Origin of the sequence: Neglectibacter timonensis (genome assembly GCF_900048895.1) — a bacterium.
Taxonomy (GTDB): domain Bacteria; phylum Bacillota; class Clostridia; order Oscillospirales; family Acutalibacteraceae; genus Acutalibacter; species Acutalibacter timonensis.
Window position 1 is genome coordinate 307,810 of sequence record NZ_LT160640.1, and the last position, 20,378, is coordinate 328,187.

At 50.4% G+C, this 20,378-nt stretch carries 19 protein-coding genes and 1 tRNA gene; 18 read left to right on the forward strand and 2 right to left on the reverse strand.

Annotated elements, in window-relative coordinates; all coding sequences use genetic code 11:
• Positions 1–222: 222 nt before the first annotated feature.
• The 5 genes from BN3911_RS10305 (at position 223) to BN3911_RS10330 (ending at position 5,020) form a co-directional block, all read left to right on the forward strand.
• Complete coding sequence (locus BN3911_RS10305) at positions 223–1,341, forward strand: DUF3048 domain-containing protein (protein ID WP_066865110.1); 1,119 nt, start codon at positions 223–225, stop codon at positions 1,339–1,341.
• A 122-nt stretch (positions 1,342–1,463) separates the two neighbouring features.
• Complete coding sequence (locus BN3911_RS10310; protein ID WP_066865113.1) at positions 1,464–2,816, forward strand: MATE family efflux transporter; 1,353 nt, start codon at positions 1,464–1,466, stop codon at positions 2,814–2,816.
• Positions 2,817–2,848: 32 nt separating this feature from the next.
• Complete coding sequence (locus BN3911_RS10315) at positions 2,849–3,622, forward strand: methyltransferase domain-containing protein (RefSeq protein WP_066865116.1); 774 nt, start codon at positions 2,849–2,851, stop codon at positions 3,620–3,622.
• A gap of 172 nt (positions 3,623–3,794) precedes the next feature.
• Positions 3,795–4,574 carry an endonuclease/exonuclease/phosphatase family protein gene (locus tag BN3911_RS10320; RefSeq protein WP_066865119.1) on the forward strand — a complete coding sequence of 260 codons (780 nt, stop codon included), beginning with the start codon at positions 3,795–3,797 and terminating at the stop codon, positions 4,572–4,574.
• 254 nt (positions 4,575–4,828) lie between these two features.
• Entirely contained in the window at positions 4,829–5,020 is a 192-nt protein-coding gene (locus BN3911_RS10330; protein ID WP_066867759.1) for an alpha/beta-type small acid-soluble spore protein, read from the forward strand.
• Positions 5,021–5,134: 114 nt separating this feature from the next.
• On the opposite strand, the gene BN3911_RS10335 is transcribed toward BN3911_RS10330, so the two are convergent.
• On the reverse strand, positions 5,135–7,027 hold the full coding sequence (locus BN3911_RS10335) for a glycerophosphodiester phosphodiesterase (protein WP_187127728.1): 1,893 nt from the start codon (positions 7,025–7,027) through the stop codon (positions 5,135–5,137).
• Positions 7,028–7,391: 364 nt separating this feature from the next.
• Here BN3911_RS10335 and BN3911_RS10340 point away from each other — a divergent pair, with 364 nt between their 5' ends.
• The 5 genes from BN3911_RS10340 (at position 7,392) to BN3911_RS10360 (ending at position 10,487) form a co-directional block, all read left to right on the forward strand.
• Positions 7,392–8,084 carry a cell wall hydrolase gene (locus BN3911_RS10340; protein ID WP_066865127.1) on the forward strand — a complete coding sequence of 231 codons (693 nt, stop codon included), beginning with the start codon at positions 7,392–7,394 and terminating at the stop codon, positions 8,082–8,084.
• Positions 8,085–8,182: 98 nt separating this feature from the next.
• Positions 8,183–9,085 carry a helix-turn-helix transcriptional regulator gene (locus BN3911_RS10345; protein WP_066865130.1) on the forward strand — a complete coding sequence of 301 codons (903 nt, stop codon included), beginning with the start codon at positions 8,183–8,185 and terminating at the stop codon, positions 9,083–9,085.
• A gap of 156 nt (positions 9,086–9,241) precedes the next feature.
• Positions 9,242–9,691 (forward strand): GyrI-like domain-containing protein, encoded by a 450-nt coding sequence (locus tag BN3911_RS10350; RefSeq protein ID WP_066865133.1) that lies wholly within the window; start codon positions 9,242–9,244, stop codon positions 9,689–9,691.
• Between the two features lie 145 nt (positions 9,692–9,836).
• The gene (locus tag BN3911_RS10355; protein ID WP_066865136.1) at positions 9,837–10,283 is read left to right on the forward strand and encodes a GNAT family N-acetyltransferase; all 447 of its coding nucleotides are present in this window, start codon (positions 9,837–9,839) and stop codon (positions 10,281–10,283) included.
• A 120-nt stretch (positions 10,284–10,403) separates the two neighbouring features.
• Positions 10,404–10,487, forward strand: a tRNA-Leu gene (locus tag BN3911_RS10360).
• 362 nt (positions 10,488–10,849) lie between these two features.
• Here the strand turns inward: BN3911_RS10360 and BN3911_RS10365 are convergent.
• Complete coding sequence (locus tag BN3911_RS10365; protein WP_066865138.1) at positions 10,850–11,503, reverse strand: gamma-glutamyl-gamma-aminobutyrate hydrolase family protein; 654 nt, start codon at positions 11,501–11,503, stop codon at positions 10,850–10,852.
• A gap of 151 nt (positions 11,504–11,654) precedes the next feature.
• Between BN3911_RS10365 and BN3911_RS10370 the strand changes: the two genes are divergently transcribed.
• The 8 genes from BN3911_RS10370 to BN3911_RS10405 all read left to right on the forward strand — a co-directional run bounded on the left by BN3911_RS10370 (position 11,655) and on the right by BN3911_RS10405 (position 20,378).
• Positions 11,655–12,455 (forward strand): M15 family metallopeptidase, encoded by an 801-nt coding sequence (locus tag BN3911_RS10370; protein WP_066865141.1) that lies wholly within the window; start codon positions 11,655–11,657, stop codon positions 12,453–12,455.
• A gap of 89 nt (positions 12,456–12,544) precedes the next feature.
• Positions 12,545–13,990 (forward strand): glutamate--tRNA ligase, encoded by a 1,446-nt coding sequence (gene gltX, locus BN3911_RS10375; protein WP_066865144.1) that lies wholly within the window; start codon positions 12,545–12,547, stop codon positions 13,988–13,990.
• A 26-nt stretch (positions 13,991–14,016) separates the two neighbouring features.
• Entirely contained in the window at positions 14,017–15,699 is a 1,683-nt protein-coding gene (locus BN3911_RS10380) for a glutamine--tRNA ligase/YqeY domain fusion protein (RefSeq protein WP_066865147.1), read from the forward strand.
• A gap of 208 nt (positions 15,700–15,907) precedes the next feature.
• Positions 15,908–16,612 (forward strand): UMP kinase, encoded by a 705-nt coding sequence (pyrH, locus tag BN3911_RS10385; protein ID WP_066865150.1) that lies wholly within the window; start codon positions 15,908–15,910, stop codon positions 16,610–16,612.
• Between the two features lie 81 nt (positions 16,613–16,693).
• On the forward strand, positions 16,694–17,248 hold the full coding sequence (gene frr / locus BN3911_RS10390) for a ribosome recycling factor (RefSeq protein ID WP_066867762.1): 555 nt from the start codon (positions 16,694–16,696) through the stop codon (positions 17,246–17,248).
• A 26-nt stretch (positions 17,249–17,274) separates the two neighbouring features.
• Positions 17,275–18,006 (forward strand): isoprenyl transferase, encoded by a 732-nt coding sequence (locus BN3911_RS10395; protein ID WP_256294299.1) that lies wholly within the window; start codon positions 17,275–17,277, stop codon positions 18,004–18,006.
• A 242-nt stretch (positions 18,007–18,248) separates the two neighbouring features.
• Positions 18,249–19,070 carry a phosphatidate cytidylyltransferase gene (locus BN3911_RS10400; protein WP_066865152.1) on the forward strand — a complete coding sequence of 274 codons (822 nt, stop codon included), beginning with the start codon at positions 18,249–18,251 and terminating at the stop codon, positions 19,068–19,070.
• 147 nt (positions 19,071–19,217) lie between these two features.
• On the forward strand, positions 19,218–20,378 hold the full coding sequence (locus tag BN3911_RS10405) for a 1-deoxy-D-xylulose-5-phosphate reductoisomerase (RefSeq protein WP_066865156.1): 1,161 nt from the start codon (positions 19,218–19,220) through the stop codon (positions 20,376–20,378).

Consider the following 20,378-nt stretch of genomic DNA (forward strand, 5'->3'; position numbering starts at 1 on the left):
TGTACAGAGCGGCTGCCGGGAGAATGACCTCCCGACAGCCGCTCTGTTTTGATACAGGGATGTCTGCCTGGGGGACAGAACCAGGGCTGAAAATGATAATGGACAGGATACGGGAGTTATGGCGTCAAAAGACGCAGTTGCCGGAATGATGAGACTGCGCTATAATAGCTGACAGAAGAGAAAAGTTTTCGCATACTAGGCTGGCGGAAGGAGGAGAGGAATGTGAAACGAAAATGGGCGGTGCTGGCATTGCTGTATCTGATTCTGCTTCTCTGTTCCGGCTGCGGCATTGTCTATCAGGAACCCGAAGAAAGCTCCTCTGCACCGGCGCCGGCTGTCACGCCCAGACCGGTTTTGCCGATAAAGCCAAGGCCGGCTTATACGCCGCGCCCCACCCCTACTGCAAAGCCGAAAAACCTCAACCTGCTGACAGGAGAGCCCACACTGCGCCAGGAAGCGATTGGCATGCGGCCTGTGGCAGTTGTGGTGGGCAACAGCCAGGCCTCCCTTCCCCAGTATGGCATCAGCGAGGCCGACCTGGTATTTGAGCTGCCGGTGGAAGGCGGCGTAACCAGATTCCTGACGTTATATGGAGATTACACCGCCGTTCCGGAAATATGTTCTATACGAAGCTGCCGGTATTATTTCCCTGTTTTGGCCGCAGGCTTTGACGCCTATTTTGTCCATTGGGGCCAGGATGAAACTCTTACGGCTGATGTGCTGTCTTATCTGGAACTCGACCGGCTGGACGGTGCTTCAGACCGAAGCGGTCTTTTCTCCCGGGATAAAACCCGCCTGAATCAGGGGTATTCTTGGGAACATACAGGTGTGTTTAATGGGGTGAAGCTGCCGGAAGTATTGCAGCAAAGCGGCTTTCGACTGGAACTGCAGGTGCACAAATCAGACCCGATTTTCGATTTTAATCCGGTTACGAAGCTGCCCGAAGGTCAAGCCTGTACTGGACTTACGCTATCCCTCGGCTCGGAAGCTGTCAGCACCTTTCAATATAATGAGGGTTCTCAGCTTTACTACAAAACCTTTGGCAGTCAAGATCAGCGGGATGGCAGAACGGGAAAAGCACTGGCCTTTACCAATGTGTTTCTTCTGGAGACGGAGTTCTCCGTGCGGGACCGTGAGGGCCGTTTGGACCTGAATTGGCAGGGCGGAGAGGGATACCGTGGTTATTACATTTCGGCGGGGGCGGCACAGCGGATTTGCTGGGAAAAGGAGGATGAATATTCCAGCCTGCGTTTTACTTCCGAGGACGGTATGCCCCTGCATGTCAATACGGGAAAAAGTTACATTGCTTTCGCTGCACCGGGGGCCGCTGTCCTGGAATGAAGAAAGGACTGCTGCCGGTTGCAAAGAGGCGGCAGCAGTGATATAATGGTTGCATTGTCAACTATTGAGGAATTGGGTGAGGAAAGTTGCATTTTGTAAATCCTGAAAAGATTTGCCGGGGCATGGAACTGGGGGAGGTACCGCCGGAACGGCAGATCGTCAAGGATGCCCTGAGCGTGGCCTGGCCGTCTGTGCTGGAGTCATTTTTTGTAAACCTAGCCGGGGTGGTGGATACCATCATGGTGGGATCGCTGGGCTCCTACGCCATTGCGGCGGTGGGCTTGACCACACAGCCAAAGTTTTTGGGCCTGGCTGTGTTTATATCACTGAATGTGGCTGTTTCTGCTATTGTGGCCCGCAGAAAAGGGGCGGGGGATCGGGAGAGCGCTAACCGGGTCGTGCGTATGCTGCTGCTGTTCACCCTGATTCTCACTGCATTGATCAGCGTTGTTTTTGTCATCTTTGCAGGACCCATTGTGTCACTGGTGGGGTCTCAGCCCGATACCCATGAGTATGCGGTGGAATACCTGCGCATCATTATGGGCGGCTCCGTTTTTTCTACGGTTTCCCTGGTACTGAACGCGGCACAGCGGGGAGCGGGCAACACCCGTATCGCCATGGTTACGAATGTGATCTCCAATCTGGTAAATGTGATTTTTAACTATCTGCTGATAGGCGGAAATTTCGGATTTCCGGCCCTTGGAGTACGGGGGGCGGCTATTGCCACCGTCATCGGTACCGTTTGCGCCTGCACGCTGAGCATTGTTTCTGTTCTTCATAAGGACGGTTTTATTTATCTCAGGGCGGTAAAAGGATGGATTGCGGACAAGCTCAGCATAAAATCCATTTTGAATGTGGGTTCCAGCGCGTTCGTGGAACAAATTTGCCTGCGCATCGGTTTTCTGTTATTTTCCATGACGGTGGCTCGCCTTGGTACCACCCAACTGGCAGCACATCAGATCGGCATGAACATGATGAGCATGTCTTTCTCCTTTGGCGATGGCTTCTCCGTGGCGGCCGTCACGCTGATCGGACAGAGTCTGGGCAGAAAAAGGCCGGACATGGCGAAAATATATGGCAATGTCTGTCAAAAGACGGGACTGATCTGTGCGTTTGTCATATCCTCATTCTATTTCTTGTTTGGAAAGGATATTTTTGCCCTGTTTTCACAGGAGCAGATCATCTTGGATTACGGAGAGATGATCATGCGGATACTGAGTGTGATCCTCTTTGTGCAGATCGAGCAAGTGGTGCTCTTTGGTTGTCTGCGCGGCGCCGGGGATACTAAATTTACCGCTTTTGTCTCCTTGATCAGCGTTACCTGTATTCGTCCCGGTATGAGCTGGCTGTTGTGTTATCCAGTAGGCCTGGGCCTTATGGGCGCTTGGCTGGGTACGGCCTGCGATCAGGTTGTGCGGTTTGTTATGACTTTCGTCCGTTTCCGCAAAGGTAATTGGACCAAACTGAAGCTGTAAGATTTTGTAATCTTGAGAAAGGTATGGTGCAAATGGGCAGTTGGAATGCCGGGGATTATTTGAAGTTCGGAACCGAACGCACACAGCCCGCGGTGGATTTGGCTGGCCGGATCGGACTTTTAAGTCCGGCCTCGGTTTTGGATGTGGGCTGCGGCCCGGGCAACAGCACTCAGGTGCTGCAGGCCCGGTTTCCTGAAGCTGAAATTATAGGGATTGATTCTTCGGAAGAGATGCTTCAGGCTGCCCGGGAAAACCTTCCCGGCTTGGAATTCCTGCGCTGCGATGTGAGCTGCGAGCTTTCTGCGCTGAACCGCCGCTTTGACGTGGTGTTCTCCAATGCCTGTATTCAATGGGTTCCGGACCATCCTGCTCTGCTTAAGAATTTGATGGGGCTTCTGAATCCCGGAGGTGTGCTGGCAGTGCAAACCCCTATGAATTACGAGGAACCTATCCATCAGATCATCGGACGGACGGCGCAAAGCGAACGGTGGAGAGAAAAAATTAAGGAGCCCAGGATCTTTTACAACCTGCGTCAGGAAGAATATTTTGATCTGCTGTCTGAGCTTTCTTCCCGGTTCGATCTGTGGCAGACTACCTATTTTCATCGTATGCAGTCTCACGAGGCGATTTTGGATTGGTACCGGTCCACTGGCCTGCGGCCCTATTTGGAGGCGTTGCAGGGGGAGGACAGAACCGAGTTTGAAAAGGAAATCTTTCAACAGGTGAAGGCGGCCTATCCCATTCAAAAAAATGGGGAAATTATTTTCCGGTTTCCCAGATTTTTCTTTATGGCTTTTAAGGAATAGGAAGGTCTTGATACGGTCTGGGAGCCGAAGGAAGCAGAAGATTTGGAAAGACTCGGAAGCTTCCGGAATGGAAGCAAGGGCTTTATTACACCGTTTCCCAGCGGTAACAAGGAAAAGAGTCGAAGAACACTCTGTTGTAAGAGTTGTTTCAAAAAGAAAGAAGGTTAAACAAGTGAGGGAAACATGGAAGCTGGTCAGTTATAATCTGCGCTGCACCTGGGATAACGACGGGATCAACTCCTTTGTACACAGGGCCGGCCAGCTGCTGGATAAGCTGGATGCGGAGCAGCCAGAGGTGGTATGCTTTCAGGAGGCGACGGAGCGGATTGTTCCGTTTTTAAAGAGGCATCTTCCGGATTATGAACTGCATTTCCGCGGCCGTAACCGGGAGTTGGACGGAGAGGGACTGTGTACGGCTCTGAGGAAAGACTTCACAGAGCTGCTGGACACGGAGACCTTCTGGCTGTCTCCTACGCCGTATTTGCCGGGATCCCGTTTTGAACAGCAAAGCGAATTTCCGAGAGTCTGTCAAAGCCTGACGCTCCGCCTGCAAAATGGAAAACCCTTCCGGGTTTACAACACCCATTTGGACCATATTAACGACGAGGCCCGCATCTTGGGTATCCGTCAGGTCATGAATAAAGTGCTGGAGGACCGGGAAAGGTCGGAATTGCCTGTATTTGTGCTGGGCGATTTCAACGCGCTGCCCGGAAGCGAAACGGTGAATTTCTGCGATACTTTTGGGGAGTTTCCCTTAAAGGACTTAACCCGGGAAACCGGCGGCACTTTTCATGATTTCGGACGCCAGGATCCGCCGGAAAAAATCGATTACATCTATACGGATGAAGCTACCGCCCGGAAACAGCATTCGGTCGTTCTTTGGAAGGATCAGCATGCTGGAATTTATTTGTCAGACCACTATCCGGTTTGTTTGGAATTGGAAACTCTATAAGTTGAAATTGTTCTGAACCGATAAGATAAGGAAAACAATCTTTTCAAAAATGGAGCATAATTGGTATTGTGCTTTTCTTAGCGGAAGGGAATCGCAAGGCTTAAACTTCTTTAAATCTTTAAAAGAGAAAAGCGTTTTGCACGATTTTAGGAACTTTCGGCATGAAAAAATTGTCATTCATAAAGATAGTCCTTTCAGTCAAACTACTTAATGCAAACGCAAAAAAAGAAAATCTTTTGAAGGAGAAAAAAACAATGAGAAACAATTCTGTCATGGTTCCCGAAGCCAAAGAAGCTATGGAGCGTTTTAAGATGGAGTCTGCTTCCGAAGTGGGCGTTAACCTGAAGCAGGGCTACAACGGAGACCTCACCTCCCGTCAGGCTGGTTCTGTCGGCGGCCAGATGGTCAAGAAAATGATCGAGAGCTATGAAAAGGGCATGAAGTAAAAAACTTCATCAGAGAAGCCCCGGCCGGTTATCCGGCCGGGGCTTCTTATTTTTGACAGGTTATAAAGCCGCCACATTTTCTGTCTTGGGCAAATGTGCATGTAGGCTGGAAGGTCAATACTCGATCCATTCCTTCTGCCATCGGTAATAGTCGGAGGCTGTATCTCCCCAATAATCTTGAACAGCCAGCTTCGCGACATCAGGATAATCTGAAATAAGGCCGGAGACATTCTCCTTCAAGTAGAGGTTCATATTATCATAGTCGTCCACTGTCCACACGTAGACAGGCAGGCCTGCATGCAGACAACGGTTGACGAGCCGGGGAGAAACCATATTCTCTTCGATGGTGAGAAAATCGACGCCGTTTTGTAACAGGGAACTGGTATCCACATCTGTAATGCTGCCGTAGACGCAATATCCAATGGTAAATCCAGGGCGTAATTCCCGAAGAGCTTCTACCAGGTTGTAATCCAGGGACATAAACATGCAGAAACTTTCAGCGTCAGAGTCCTCTACAGCCTCGGCAACCTGCAGGGCGATGTCAACTGTTTCATGACCGTGTGTTTTCAACTCAATCAGGAGATTGATTTTTCCTCTGCAGTAGGCAAGCATTTCCTGGAGAGTTGAAATTTGGCCCTTTCTGCCATTTTGTGAGAGGGTTAATTCTTTCAGTTCAGCAGCAGTCAGCTCATAAACATTTCGGGAATCACCTGTAAGGCGGGAGAGATTTGTATCATGAATCACCATGGGTATGCTGTCTTTTGAGAGAAGAATGTCAATTTCTGCATAGTCAGCTCCGGCATCGATGGCGCCCTGTACGGATTCCAGTGTGTTTTCTACCCCCTCTAAACTGCCCCGATGGCCGATGGCAATGGGGGCATGGAGCACAGGAGGCGCAGCAAAGACCCCTGCAATAAACGAAATACCTAAAAAAACAGCAGCAGCAGTCAGCAGCTTCTTGTGCTTTTGGAAGAAGGGGCGTTTGCTGAAGGTTTTCCAAACACCCTTGAACCAGTTGGTCACCTTATGCCATACGCTGCCCACGGCGTGCCGGGTGCGGTCCAGCTTTTCTGAAATCGCCGGCAGAGCGCTGGTATTTAAGGTACATGAGCCGCCCAGCTGGTGGTAGAGTACGGTGAGCAGAGAAATCAGAAAAAGGGAAAGCACGATTCGCAACAGTTCAGAGAGCAGAAAAGCCGGAAGGGAGGAAAGCAGCTTGCCGTCAAGCAGATTAGTGATCAGCTCCGGCAAGCCAGCCCCGGTGATACCTACGAAGCGGGACGGGATTACGCCCGGCCAGTGGAATAGAAAGCTCCATAGAAAAAAGTAAGCGGCACATAGACCTTTTGCCTTCCATCCGGACTTCTTCAGGTCTGACCAGCTGTGCCGGAATGCCCGGCTGAAGCGCTCGGCGCCAAGGCACATATGGGGAAGTGTGAAAAGCAGAAACAGAAAAAGAAAAACGGCAATTGTATAAAACACGGCGACAGCAGCCTGTCCCGGCACCGTCTTGGACAGTTCACCTGTAATGAAGTTAGGTATGCGGAGGGAAGGCAGCAGGGCGGAGGAAAGCCCCAGGTCCACTAACGGTAATAGTCCCAGTGCATAGATGGCGAAACCGGCAGAACTCCAACTTTTCAAGCTTCGCAGTGTGGGAACCGCCAATTTCAGGATGGTGGGCAGGGAAGGCCCTTGTTCGTTGTCTAAGGCGCAAGACGCTTTGAGAAAGAGAACCGAAAACTCGTAATAAATGGATAGCATAGCGAGTACACCCAGCAGAATACCACCCAAAAGCCCCAGGGGAGAGGCAAAGGCTCCCACAATGCGTTCATTAAAAGCAAGTTCTATACCGCTGTTTCCCAATGTATAATCAGCAAGCAGGGAAAAGACTGGTTGAAACACAAAGGCGGAGAGTAGCCGATAACAGATTTCAAAGAGAAGCAGAGCCGGCACCACTCTTTTCCATACGAGCAAAGTACGGCACAGAACAGACTTATTAACAGGCATAGAAAACCTCCGAATCCAGAATGATCGGTTTGAAACCATGGTTGTCAGAATATCACGCCTGCAGCAGACAAGCTGCATAGTTTAGCTGCCACTATTTTCCAACCTGTCTCCAGTGTTGCTGGTTTCGGTAGTTATCATACCACAAAATGGGGATAAATGCACTCGTCTACAGGAGACAGCAGGAAGACGGCAGAGATATATAAAATAGTAAATTAACATAAGATTTAAAATTATCGCGACAGATTGCGGCAGAAAGCAAGAATAAGGTGACATAAAATAGATAACGCTTCTGAAAAATAGAGAGCATAAATCGGAGATACGTTTCATAGAAATGAAAAAACAAAACAAAGGAGAACTCGAACACATGAAGAGATGTATTTCAGTCCTGCTGACACTGCTGATTTTACTGACAAGCCTGATTGCCGGCGGCGCTATTTCCGCTTCTGCGGCAGGAATCACAGATCATATCGTCATCAACGGTTATGATCCGAAAATCGATTATCTGGCTGCGATGAAGCGTACCTTGAAGGACGGCAGCTCCTATGCGCTGCAGGTAGGCGCTATCTATGAGAAGCAAAGAAATTATAAGATTGACATGTTGGGTCTTGCGTTTGAAAAAACCTCATACTTTACCACATATTCCAGTGCTAAGGAAATTCTGGCGGCAATGGAAGCGGACAGCAAACCCAAATATACACAGGAAGATTTAGATTTGTTGGCCCGTATCATCTATGCGGAAGCCGGCTGCACCTGGATCCCCAACTGGGTACAGCAGCTTGTGGGCAGCGTGGTGCTCAACCGGGTGGCCAGTCCCTATTACCCCGACACTATCCGGGAAGTGATTTACCAGCCGGGTCAATATTCCCCCACCTGGGACGGCTCTATCAATAAAAAACCGGATGCCCGTACCATCGCAAACGCAAAGTATCTTTTGGAGCACGGCAGTATGTGCCCGGAAACTGTTATCGGACAGAATTCCATTGTTACCGGCAGCGGTATCTACAAATCTTATTACGACTCTGTACTGGGAACCACCATCTATTTCTGCTATATGTAAAGTGAGGAGGAGAAGCGGAAGCTTCTCCTTTTCTTCTATATATGTTACAATTCTGGTAATCTGGGAATTCGGAATATACTAAGAAGCGGGGAATTTACATGCAGATCAGCAGGTTGTTTGAAATAGTCTATCTACTTTTGGAACGAAGGTCTGTGACGGCCCGGGAATTGGCAGAGCGGTTCGAGGTGTCGCCCCGCACCATATACCGTGATGTGGACGCCTTGGCGCAGGCCGGGATTCCTGTATATGCCGACCGGGGACAGGGCGGCGGAATCCGACTGATGGAGCAGTTTGTGCTAAACAAATCTTTGCTTTCGGTAAAGGAGCGCAGAGAGCTGCTGGCCTCTGTTCAGGGAATGCAGGCGGTGAGGGAAGAGGAGGTGCAGCCGCTGCTGGAAAAGTTGTCTTCCCTGTTTGGAGCGGAACGGGAAGATTGGATTGAAGTGGATTTTTCTCCCTGGACCTCTTCCGGCGAACTGGGAAAGTATTTTCAACTTTTGAAAGAGGCCATATTAAACCGGCAGGTGGTCTGTTTTTCCTATAGTGCAGCAAACGGCAGTACGGTGGAGCGTACGGCAGAACCGCACCGTCTCTTCTTTCGTGGATATGATTGGTATCTGCTGGCCTGGTGCCGTATCCGCAGTGACTTCCGGTATTTCAAACTCACCCGGATGAGGGGGTTGGCAACGCTCCCTGAGCATTTTGAAAAAAGGAACATCCCCGAAAGGGAGAGCGCCTACGAGCAGCCGGACAGCCAAATTGAATTGACCGTGCGGGCATCGCCTCGCATGGCATACCGGGTATACGATGAGTTTCCACCGGATTTTTGGGAAAAAGAGGAGAACGGAAGTTTTTTGATTCGCTTTGCCATGCCGCAGAATGAATGGCTGTATTCCTATCTGTTGGGCTACGGTCCGGAGCTGGAGGTAATAGCGCCGCCCCAGGTAAGAGAAGAACTGCTGGAGCGGGCAGAAAAAATTCTGAAAAATTATAAAAGCTGACGGGGTATTTTTTGATAGGGTTTCTCACAGTTTCGGAAGAGCTGGGACAACTTTCAGGCAGTTCGGAAACTGCAGAATGGCCTGCTACAAATATGACATGCTGTAGTCAAGTTTGTTTTGATATACTGTGCCTACCAACGAAAAGGAGTGTGGAATGTGACAGAGTATCAGATTGTGGAACTGCCGGAGAAGAGAATCATCGGGTTGTGTGCGCAGACTGGAAATAATGACCCGAAAATGCAGGAAATCATTGGAGGATTGTGGAAACAACTGTTTGAGCCGGAACTTTTTATGGGGTTTGAAAAGAAAACGGATGGGAAATCCATAGGATTGTATTCCGATTATTGTGAGGACCGGTACGACATCACTGTGGGTTTTGAAGTTGCTTCCGGTGAACCGGGCAAGGGATTGACGGAGAAGCGCATCCCCGGCGGAAAGTATGCTGAGTTTGTGGTTCCCGGGGGCGGTATAGAGCAAGTGGGAAAGCTGTGGTCAGAAATATGGCAGCTTCCCTTGGAGCGTACCTATACTGGGGATTTTGAGGAATATATGCAAGTTTCTGAAGGGAAATTCGGTGAAATCCGTATTTATGTCGCGATAAAATAGAGAAATTCGGTGAAGCCTGTACGTTTGTTTTTGGGGCTTGACTATAGGGTTACCCCATGGTCTATACTGACTTTTGAACGAGAAGCGGCGGGAATTGGAGATTGGGATAACCTGTCGCAGCAGAGAAAGGAAGATAGACGCCACGATGAACATTCAATTTGAAACAGTAAATGATATTAACCGGAAAGCGGTGCAGGGGCTGAAAGTAGCTAAGGGTCAGGAAGGATATATTGAGCCTGTTACGGAGTGTCTTGAGGAAGCCGGTCAATTTTCTTGCTGGAGGCCGGTTGCCGTATATGATGGAGAAAAGCTGATCGGTTTCGCCATGTATTGCCGCTGGAAGGATAGCCCCCACGAAAGGGTCTGGCTGGACCGTCTGCTGATTGATGCCCGCTACCAGGGAAAAGGATATGGAAAGGCATGCCTGTCAAAACTGCTCGAAAGGCTGAAGGCTGAGTATGGGTGCGGAGAAATCTATCTCAGTGTATTCCCAGAGAACAAGGTGGCGATTCGGCTCTACGAGGAATTTGGTTTTCGATTCAATGGCGAAAAGGATATTCACAATGAGGATGTGATGGTGCTGGTCTGCTGAAAAGCCGGCGGACCAGATGGGCCTTGCCGATGTCACTGCTTTGGAATTTTTTTGATTTAGGGTTGTATTTTCATATTGACAACTGCTGGGACCGATGGTATAATTGCAAACGTTGGTTATGCGCGAGTGCTGGAACTGGCAGACAGGCACGTTTGAGGTGCGTGTGTCTTCGACGTACGGGTTCAAGTCCCGTCTCGCGCACCAATTGGGAAGACCGTCGACTTTCGTCGGCGGTCTTTTTCTATCTCTATTTTGCGGAGTTGTAGGACATTGCAGACAGTAAAGCCCTAAATTATTTTCTCAATTGGCGTTTGAAACATCTGAAACCTGATGTTTCGGGAATGAAATCAGAATCGTACAAAAGGGAGGCGGTATTTCTTTTATACCGCCTCCCTTCGCTTGCCCGGGATATGCTGTGTTGGCACATCCTTTATTGCCCTTTCTTTTCTAAAACGCCTATTTTTTAACCCGTCCGCTGTTCCGGCAAGCTTCGACGGAAGACGTGGGTTACGGGCTGATCTCGGATCGTGCGCTGATTGTCTTTGCTGCTCGGTTGCAGGAGAGGCTCAGCCGCAGAGGTTCAGGAAAAATTCGAAGAGATAGCGTCCATCCACTGTATCCGTACGGCTTTTGTGGTAGCTCATACGTTCCGGATGCCATTGTACGGTATAGATCTGTTTCTCCGGCGCTTCCAGCGCTTCCACGACGCCGTCGCCTGCTTCGGCAGAGAGAGTAAGGCCGGCGGCGATCTTTCCCACTCCCTGGTGATGGGCGCTGTTGACAAAAAAGCGTTCCCCGTAAAGAGCGGACAGGAAGCTGCCGGGATGTGCGGTGATCTCATGGATCTGGTCCCCTGTCTGACCGTCCCAACGGTGCGCTTTTGACGTGTCGAGGTGTTGGATCAGATCTCCGCCGAAGGCGACGTTGAGAATTTGAATTCCTTTGCAAATGCCCAAAATCGGACGGTGGGTGACGCTGAAAGCGCGGATCAGCTCCAACTCTTTCTCATCTCTTTCCCTGTCTATGTTATAACTTTCCCCGGTATTCTCCTGACCATATAGCGCCGGGTCGATATCTCCGCCTCCGGGAAGCAGCAGGCCGCTGCAGTCGTGGGCATATTCGGTATTCTGGGCGAAAATTGCCCGGGCACCGCAGAACTCCAGCGCGTCCGCATAGTTGCGGAGGAGCCCCCGGTCGCCGTAAATGAAAATTTTCCTCATCAATCCCAAACCCTTTCCGGGAGAACAGGGGCTTTTTCCCAAGGCCCGCCCTGATTCTCCAAAAAATATATTTTCTTTTGCCTATCATTTATATGAAGCTTTGGAGAAAAATAATCGAAAAGCTTTTTTGGCAGGAAAGGGTGTCAGGAGATTGAAACGGACGGAATCTTTTAGAAAAAATAGAAGCGTCACAGAACCGCTGGCCGCTGGAATTGTGATAGGGGCGGTGCTGCTATGCATTGTGCTGAGCTATTTCGGGTATCTTCACAACCGGGAGGCTGTCCGCAAGGCGGCGTCTACAGCTGCTCAAGCAGCGGCGCAAGTGCAGAATAGGCCGGAATCACAGCTGGAACAAGAGCTGGATGATCCCTTTGAGAATTATATACAGCTTTCCGACCCGCTGTTGGTTTTGGTGAACGACAGGGTTCCATTGCCGGAAAACTGGCAGGTAATACCCAGAATGATTGATGACGAGCAGGTGGACCTGAAAATGTATGGCGATCTGACCGCCATGTTTGAGGCAGCTGGTAAGGAAGAAGTCTGGTTTTGGGTGGCCTCCGGCTACCGGAGCGTAGAAGAACAAACGGTGATTCTGGACCGGGCGGTGCAAGAAAATCTGGATGCGGGCATGGAGGAAAAGTCGGCCAGGGAAGAGGCTCTGAAAACGATAGCGCGTCCCGGCTACAGCGAACATCACACAGGCCTTGCGGTGGACCTGAACGATGTCAGCGACAATTTTGAAGAGACGGCAGCTTATCGCTGGCTTTCTGAACACGCGGCAGAATACGGTTTTGTGCAGAGGTATGAAAAGGATAAGGTGGAAATCACCGGAATTGACAATGAAAGCTGGCATTACAGGTATGTGGGAAAAAAGCACGCCGGAGAAATGAAGCGGCTTGACATGTGCCTTGAAGAATATGTGCTCTATTTAAAAAAGAAGGGCATAAAATAAAGGGCAGATTTTTGTTGCCAAACGGTACCATTTTGTTATAATAGGAGGGAAAGAATTTCTCGCACAGTTGAAGTAAGGAGATAGAGAACATGGCAATGGTTCGGACAAGGTATGCCCCAAGTCCTACAGGCTTTATGCATGTAGGAAATCTGCGCACGGCTCTTTACGAATATCTTGTGGCAAAATCGCAAGGCGGCGTATTTGTGCTGCGTATAGAAGATACGGATCGGGAACGGCTGGTAGAGGGCGCGGAGGACGTGATCTATAAAACTCTCCAAAAGGTGGGAATGAAACACGACGAAGGACCGGACATGGGAGGGGACTACGGTCCCTATGTACAGAGCCAGAGAAAAGAGCTCTACCGGCCTTATGCGGAACAGTTAGTCCGTGAGGGCAAGGCTTATTACTGCTTCTGCACCAAAGAACGGTTGGACTCTCTGCATCAGGAAGAGGGGTTCGGCGGATATGACCGGCATTGCAGGGATCTGCCTCAGGAGGAAGTACAGCGCCTGCTGGACGCAGGAACGCCCTATGTCATCCGGCAGAAGGTTCCGCTGACCGGAGCCACAACTTTTGAGGATTCCGTATTCGGCGCCATCACCATTGAAAATAAGGAAATCGAGGACCAGGTTCTTTTGAAGGCGGACGGATATCCCACCTACAATTTTGCCAATGTCATCGACGACCATCTCATGAATATCACGCATGTGGTGCGGGGCTGTGAATATTTGACCTCTACCCCAAAGTATAATCTGCTCTATGAGGCGTTCGGCTGGGAGATTCCCACCTATGTCCATCTACCGCTCATCATGGGAAAAAATGAGGACGGCAGCGTGTCAAAGCTTTCGAAGCGTCATGGCTCTACAAGCTTTGAGGGCCTGCTGGAGGAAGGATATCTTGCTCCGGTCATTACAAACTATATCGCGCTGTTGGGCTGGTGCCCGAAGGACAATCGGGAAATATTTACGCTGGAAGAATTGGTAGAAAACTTTACCATTGACCGCATCAGTAAATCTCCGGCCGTATTTGACTATGATAAGCTCAGCTGGTTTAACGGCGAGTACATCAGGGCAATGGAAGAAAGCGAGTTTCTGGAGCACGCCATGCCTTATTACCGGGAAGTGTTCGGTGAGGAGGAAAAGCCTTGGGAGGTGCTCAATTCCATTTTAAAAGCCCGTATCACCAAATTCAATGAAATTCCGGCGCTTCTCTCTTTCTTCCGGGAGCAGCCTGATTATCCAGTGGATTTCTTTGTGAATAAGAAAAGCAAAACTACGCTGGAAAATTCTCCCAAGATGTTGGAAGCATCGCTGGAAGTGCTGGAACAGCTCCCCCAGTGGGAGCTTAATGTGATTCACGACTGCCTGATCGAGCTGGCGGCAAAGCTCGAAGTGAAAAATGGAACCTTGCTCTGGCCTGTCCGCATTGCGGCGGCAGGAACGCTGGTTACTCCCGGCGGCGCCATGGAAATTTTGACGCTGCTTGGAAGGGAGGAAGCCCTCCGGCGGCTCAGAGCGGGTCTTGCAAAATTTTAAACAAAGTGAAAAGAGGATAGACGCGTATGAGCGAGGAAAATAATTTAGACGGCATTGTGTCAACGAATTTTATCGATGAATTCGTTAAGGAGGACATTGGTCCCGGCGGAAGATGTGAAGGCATGCGGGTGCACACCCGTTTCCCACCCGAGCCGAACGGCTACCTGCATATTGGCCATGCCAAAGCCATATATATCGATTTTGGCACGGCAGAACGCTTCGGCGGGGTTTGCAATCTGAGAATGGACGATACCAACCCTGCAAAAGAAGACGTGGAGTATGTGGATGCCATCAAGGAAGATATCCGTTGGTTGGGCTATGATTGGGAGGATAGGTTTTATTTTGCCTCCGATTATTTTGAAGCTATGTATCAGGGGGCGCTGGAGCTGATTGAGAAAGGGCTCGCCTATGTCTGCGAATTGACGCCCGAACAGATGAAAGCCATGCGGGGAGATTTGACGACGCCTGCCACATGTCCCTACCGCGACCGGCCCAAAGAAGAAAGCTTGGACCTGTTCAAACGTATGCGGGCTGGAGAATTTGAGGATGGAAGGATGACCTTGCGCGCAAGGATCGACCTGGCTTCCGGCAATTTCAATATGCGTGATCCGGTCATATACAGGATCAACCATGCGGAGCATCACAGGACGGGAAGCGAATGGTGCATTTATCCCATGTATGACTACGCGCATCCCTTTGAGGACGCTATGGAATGCATCACGCATTCTCTCTGCTCTCTGGAATTTGAAGATCACCGCCCATTTTATGATTGGGTGATCCAGAACGTGACGCTGCCCTCCAAACCCAGACAGATCGAATTTGCCCGGCTTGGAATCAACAACACGGTGATGAGCAAGCGGAAGCTGCGCTCCCTGGTGGAGGGCGGTTATGTGGCCGGGTGGGATGATCCCCGGATGCCCACACTCTGCGGCCTGCGCCGCCGCGGATATACGCCTGCCGCCATTCGCAATTTCAGCGAACGCAACGGGGTTTCTAAGGTGAATTCCACTGTGGAATACGCCTTTTTGGAGCATTGCCTGCGGGAAGACCTGAACTGGAATGCCCGGCGGGTCATGGCGGTACTGGATCCTGTTAAGCTTATCATCACAAATTATCCGGAGGGGAAAACCGAAACTTTCGAAGTGGAGAATAACCCCAACAAACCGGAGGATGGCACCCGGGAGGTGGTCTTCAGCCGTGAGCTCTGGATTGAGCGGGAAGATTTTATGGAAGAGCCTGTAAAAGGGTATTTCCGTCTTTTCCCAGGAAATGAGGTAAGGCTGAAAACTGCTTACATTGTCAAATGCACCGGCTGTAAAAAGGATGAGGCAGGAAATGTGATCGAGGTAACCTGCGAGTATGACAAGGACTCCCGAGGGGGCAACGCCGCTGACGGGAGAAAGATCAAAAGTACCATCCACTGGGTGGATGCCTCTGACGCCATTGACGCCGAGGTGCGTATTTACGATAATCTCTTTACGGTGGAAAATCCCGAAGAGGGGAATTTCCTCGATTACCTTAACCGGGATTCTCTGGAGATCCTGTATAATTGCAAACTGGAAAGCACGCTGAAGACGGCGAAACCGGGAGAGAGCTTCCAGTTTATGCGTCAGGGGTATTTCTGCGTGGACAACAGGGACAGCAGCCCGGAAGCCTTGGTGTTCAACCGATCTGTAAAGCTGAAGGACAGCTTTAAGCCTGGAAAATAGCGGTGTTGTCGAAGAAAGAGGCGGTCACGTCTCTTTCTTTTTGCGGGTAAATTATTTTCTGGTTTTTGCATCGTTGTATTTGGAATAACCTGCATTGGAGAATGCAAATAATAGTTCAGCTCAGTGGTGCAAGATACTTTTTTCTTTACAAAGGATAGGATATCATGTACAATAAAAACGAATATAATTTGTGGAACGGGGAGATAGCATGGCACTGAAATACAAGCGTATCCTGCTCAAACTCAGCGGAGAATCTCTTGCGGGAGACATTGGACATGGCATTGATTTTGACACGGTGTTGAAAATTTGCGAGCCCGTAAAGAAATGCGTGGATATGGGCGCGGAAGTGGCGATTGTAGTTGGCGGCGGCAATTTCTGGCGGGGCCGAAGCAGCGGGAAAATGGACCGTACCAGAGCCGATCATATGGGTATGCTGGCAACGGTGATCAACGCTCTGGGTGTGGCGGACGGCCTGGAACAGCTGGGCCTGGATGTGCGGGTTCAGACAGCAATCGCCATGCAGGAGGTGGCTGAGCCTTATATCCGCAACCGGGCAGTCAGGCATTTGGAGAAGGGGAGGGTGGTAGTATTCGGCTGCGGCACAGGGAATCCCTTTTTCTCCACAGATACCGGCGCCGCACTGCGGGCTGCGGAAATTGAGGCGGACGTGATCCTCAAGGCAACCATGGTGGACGGGGTATATGACAGCGATCCCAAAAGTAACCCAGATGCAGTGAAGTTTGATAAGCTCACCTATAGCGATGTGCTCAACAAAAACCTAGGGGTTATGGATATGACCGCGGCATCCTTCTGCAGAGACCGCAATATTCCTTTCCTGGTGTTCAGCATTGAAGACCCGGAAAACATCGTCCGCGCTGTAACGGGCGAAAAAGTAGGCACCCTTGTAGAATAAGCGCTTCTGCGGCAGGGATTGTCTGCCGCCCAAAATATAAAACAGGTAGAAGTCAGAAAGGAAGTCAAGAACATGGCAGAGATGAAAGACGTATTCGAAAAAGCAGAACATAAGATGAACAAAACCATCGACCATCTGGAAGAGGATTACGCCGCAGTCCGGGCCGGCCGGGCCAATCCCGCTGTGCTCGACAGGATTACAGTCAATTATTATGATACGCCTACTCCCATCAATCAGCTGGCTGCAGTTGCGGTTTCCGAAGCCCGCGTGCTCACGATCCAGCCTTGGGACGCCTCAGTGCTGCGGGGGATCGAAAAAGCGATTCAAACCTCTGATCTGGGGGTAAATCCTCAGAATGACGGTCGAGTCATCCGTCTGGTGTTCCCGCCGCTCAATGAGGAACGCCGGCATGAGCTGGTCAAGGAGACTAGTAAAATGGCGGAGGAGGCCAAAATTGCCCTTCGTTCTATCCGCCGGGATGCCATCGAAAAATTGAAGGAAATGAAAAAGGCCGGTGAAATTACAGAAGATGATTTGAAGCATGCTGAAAAGAAGACCCAGGAGTTAACCGACAAATATGTAAAAAATGCGCAAGCCTGCTTTGAACGCAAGGAAAAGGAAATCATGGAGATCTGATCTGTGACCGGAAAGAAGGAAATGTATTGCTTTTTGGAAAGAAAGCTGTGCTGCAGCATCAGGAAATCCCTGCGCATATCGGGATTATTATGGATGGAAACGGCAGGTGGGCGAAAAAGCGCCGCCTGCCTCGTTCCGCCGGGCATAAGGCTGGCGCTTCGAATTTCCGCACAATCACGCGTTATGCTTCCAAAATCGGTGTAAAATACCTGACGATGTACGCGTTCTCCACGGAAAACTGGTCGCGGCCAGATGACGAGGTGGGGGCTTTGTTACTACTGTTCAAACAGTATTTGGAAGAGGCCTTGCGTGATTTTATGGATGAAAATATCCGCGTGAAGTTTATTGGCGATGTCACTAAATTTCCGCCGGATTTGCAGAAGCTCATCCATGAAGTGGAAGAGGCTTCCGCTCCAAAAACCGGGATGGTTCTGAATCTTGCCATGAATTACGGGGGCAGGGCGGAAATTACTGCGGCAGTGAAGCGGATTGCCGAAGAGGTGCGCTGCGGAGCGCTCACTCCCGACCAGATTGAGGAAAAAACTGTCTCTGCCCGTCTTTATACGGCAGGACAGCCGGACCCTGATCTTATTGTCCGTCCCAGCGGAGAACAGAGAATTTCCAATTTTCTACTTTGGCAGAGCGCCTATTCTGAATTTGTTTATTTTGACATTCTGTGGCCGGATTTCAGGCCGCGGGATTTGGACGAAGCCATCGCGATATATAATTCCCGGCAGCGCCGTTTCGGCGGAGTGTAAGCATGTCTGCCTTCCAGTAATCGCTGAATCCATTACGCCTCATGGCTTGGCGTACATTCTGCGGACAGATTTCAGACATTTCTGTGTCAAGAAATTTCGAAATGCTTTTGGCATTCTGAATGCGGCAGTATTTCTTCTGCTATTTGCTGAGACTGTCTTAAATGCTGACTCGCAAGCTGCCCGCCGAATGGAATCAATGGTTACTCCAAGGGAAGAATTTGACAATACAAAGGAATGTTTTTATGAAACAGCGCATTTTATCTGGTGCCGTGCTTGTGGCTTTTTTTGCTGCCATCATTGTTTTCAACCAGTCGTTTCCGCTGGCTCTCAATATTGCGGTAGCCCTTATTTCTGCGGCCTCTATATTTGAACTGACAAAAGCGTTGGGGCTTGCACGAAAGTGGTTCCTGGTGGTTCCGTCTTTGGCTGCGGCTGCAGCAGTTCCATTCTGCGGCGGGAATGAAATGCAGTTTTTGGTATACTGTCTGTACACCTTGATGCTGTTTACCGCGATGATCCTTTACCATCATGAAACCTCTTTTAAAGAGGTGGCCGTGCTTTATAGTATGGTGGTGCTGATTCCGTGTGCCCTGCAGACCTTGGTGACGCTGCGGTCTCTAAGCGTTCATCACGGTATGTTCTATGTCCTAATTGCGGTTTTAGCCGCCTGGGTTGCGGATGTAGGCGCTTTTTTTGCGGGGACCTTTTTTGGAAAGCATAAGCTTTGCCCGGAAATCAGCCCCAAGAAAACGGTGGAAGGCGCAATCGGCGGGTTGGTGGTCAATGTGGCTTTTGTCATGTTGTGCGGTCTTTTTTTCTCCCAAGTATTTTACGGCGGGGAGAAGCAGGTAAATTATCTTTCGCTGTTTCTCATCGGGTTTTTCGGCACGTTTGTTTCCATGCTGGGAGATCTGAGTTTTTCCCTGATTAAGCGCAGCTGCCATATTAAAGATTTTGGTCAGGTAATCCCGGGACATGGCGGAATTCTGGACCGTTTCGACAGTGTGATTTTTACGGCGCCTTTTGTCTATCTTCTGGTAGAATATCTGCCGATTGTCGTGTGATGCTTGCCGTTGTGCATATCGTGGATCAAATTTGCGGGCTTACCGCCTTTGGGCGTTTGTGGCGTTCAAAGGCGGATCATAATTTTAGGCACCCAACGGAAGGGTGCCTTTCATGGAATTGTTTACGGAAGGTGGGGAAAGGCGTTTATGAAGAAACTCTCTCTGCTCGGTTCGACAGGTTCCATCGGAACGCAGGCGCTGGATGTCGTACGCGGATTGTCCCGCGGCGGTTTTCCCGTTCAGGTAGAAGTTTTGGCGGCACGGTCCAATATTCGTTTGTTGGAGGAACAAATCCGGGAATTCCGTCCAGCCGCCGCCGTTGTATATGACCCTGTTGCCGCCCAGGAACTGCGGGTCCGCATCCGGGACCTGCAGGTTCCGGTACTGGAAGGTATAGAAGGTCTCTGTGAAGCGGCGGCTTGGGATACTGCTGATATGACGCTGAATGCTGTTGTGGGGATGGTAGGGCTGAGACCTACCCTTGCGGCCATTCGCGCCAAGAAAACAGTGGCGCTGGCCAATAAGGAGACGTTGGTAGCGGGCGGACGTATTGTCATGGGGGAGGCAGAGCAGAATAAGGTAAGTATCCTTCCCGTAGACAGCGAGCACTCCGCTATCTTTCAATGCCTGCAGGGCTGCCCGGAAGAGAAAGCTCTGAAAAAGCTGATCCTTACGGCTTCCGGAGGTCCTTTTTGGGGCTGGACAAAGGAAGAACTGAAGAACATTACTCCCGCGCAGGCGCTCAAGCATCCCAACTGGAGTATGGGCGCAAAGATCACGGTGGATTCTGCCACATTGATGAACAAGGGGTTGGAGGTGATCGAGGCCTCATGGTTGTTCGGCGTTGCTCCGGAGTCAATTGAAGTGGTGGTGCATCGGGAAAGCATCGTGCATTCTCTGATCGAATACCGGGACCATTCCGTGATAGCGCAGCTTGGTTTGCCCGATATGCGCATCCCCATTCAATACGCTTTGACTTTTCCCCAGCGGCTGCACTCTCAGGTGGAGGAGCTGAGGCTGTGGGAATATGGAACGCTTACATTTTCAGAGCCGGACCGGGAAACTTTCCGGTGTCTGCCGCTTTGCATCCAGGCAATGGAACGGGGCGGACTTGTACCCGCGGCTGTTAACGGCGCCAATGAGAAAGCGGTGGAATTGTTTTTGGCAGGGAAAATTGGCTTTCTGGATATTCCGGATTTGGTGCAGGCGGCAATGGAACATCAGCCGGATACGGATCGGATGGACCTGGAGGCTGTACTGCAGGCAGACCGGGAGGCCCGGTGTTTTGTGGAAGAAACGGCAGGCTGA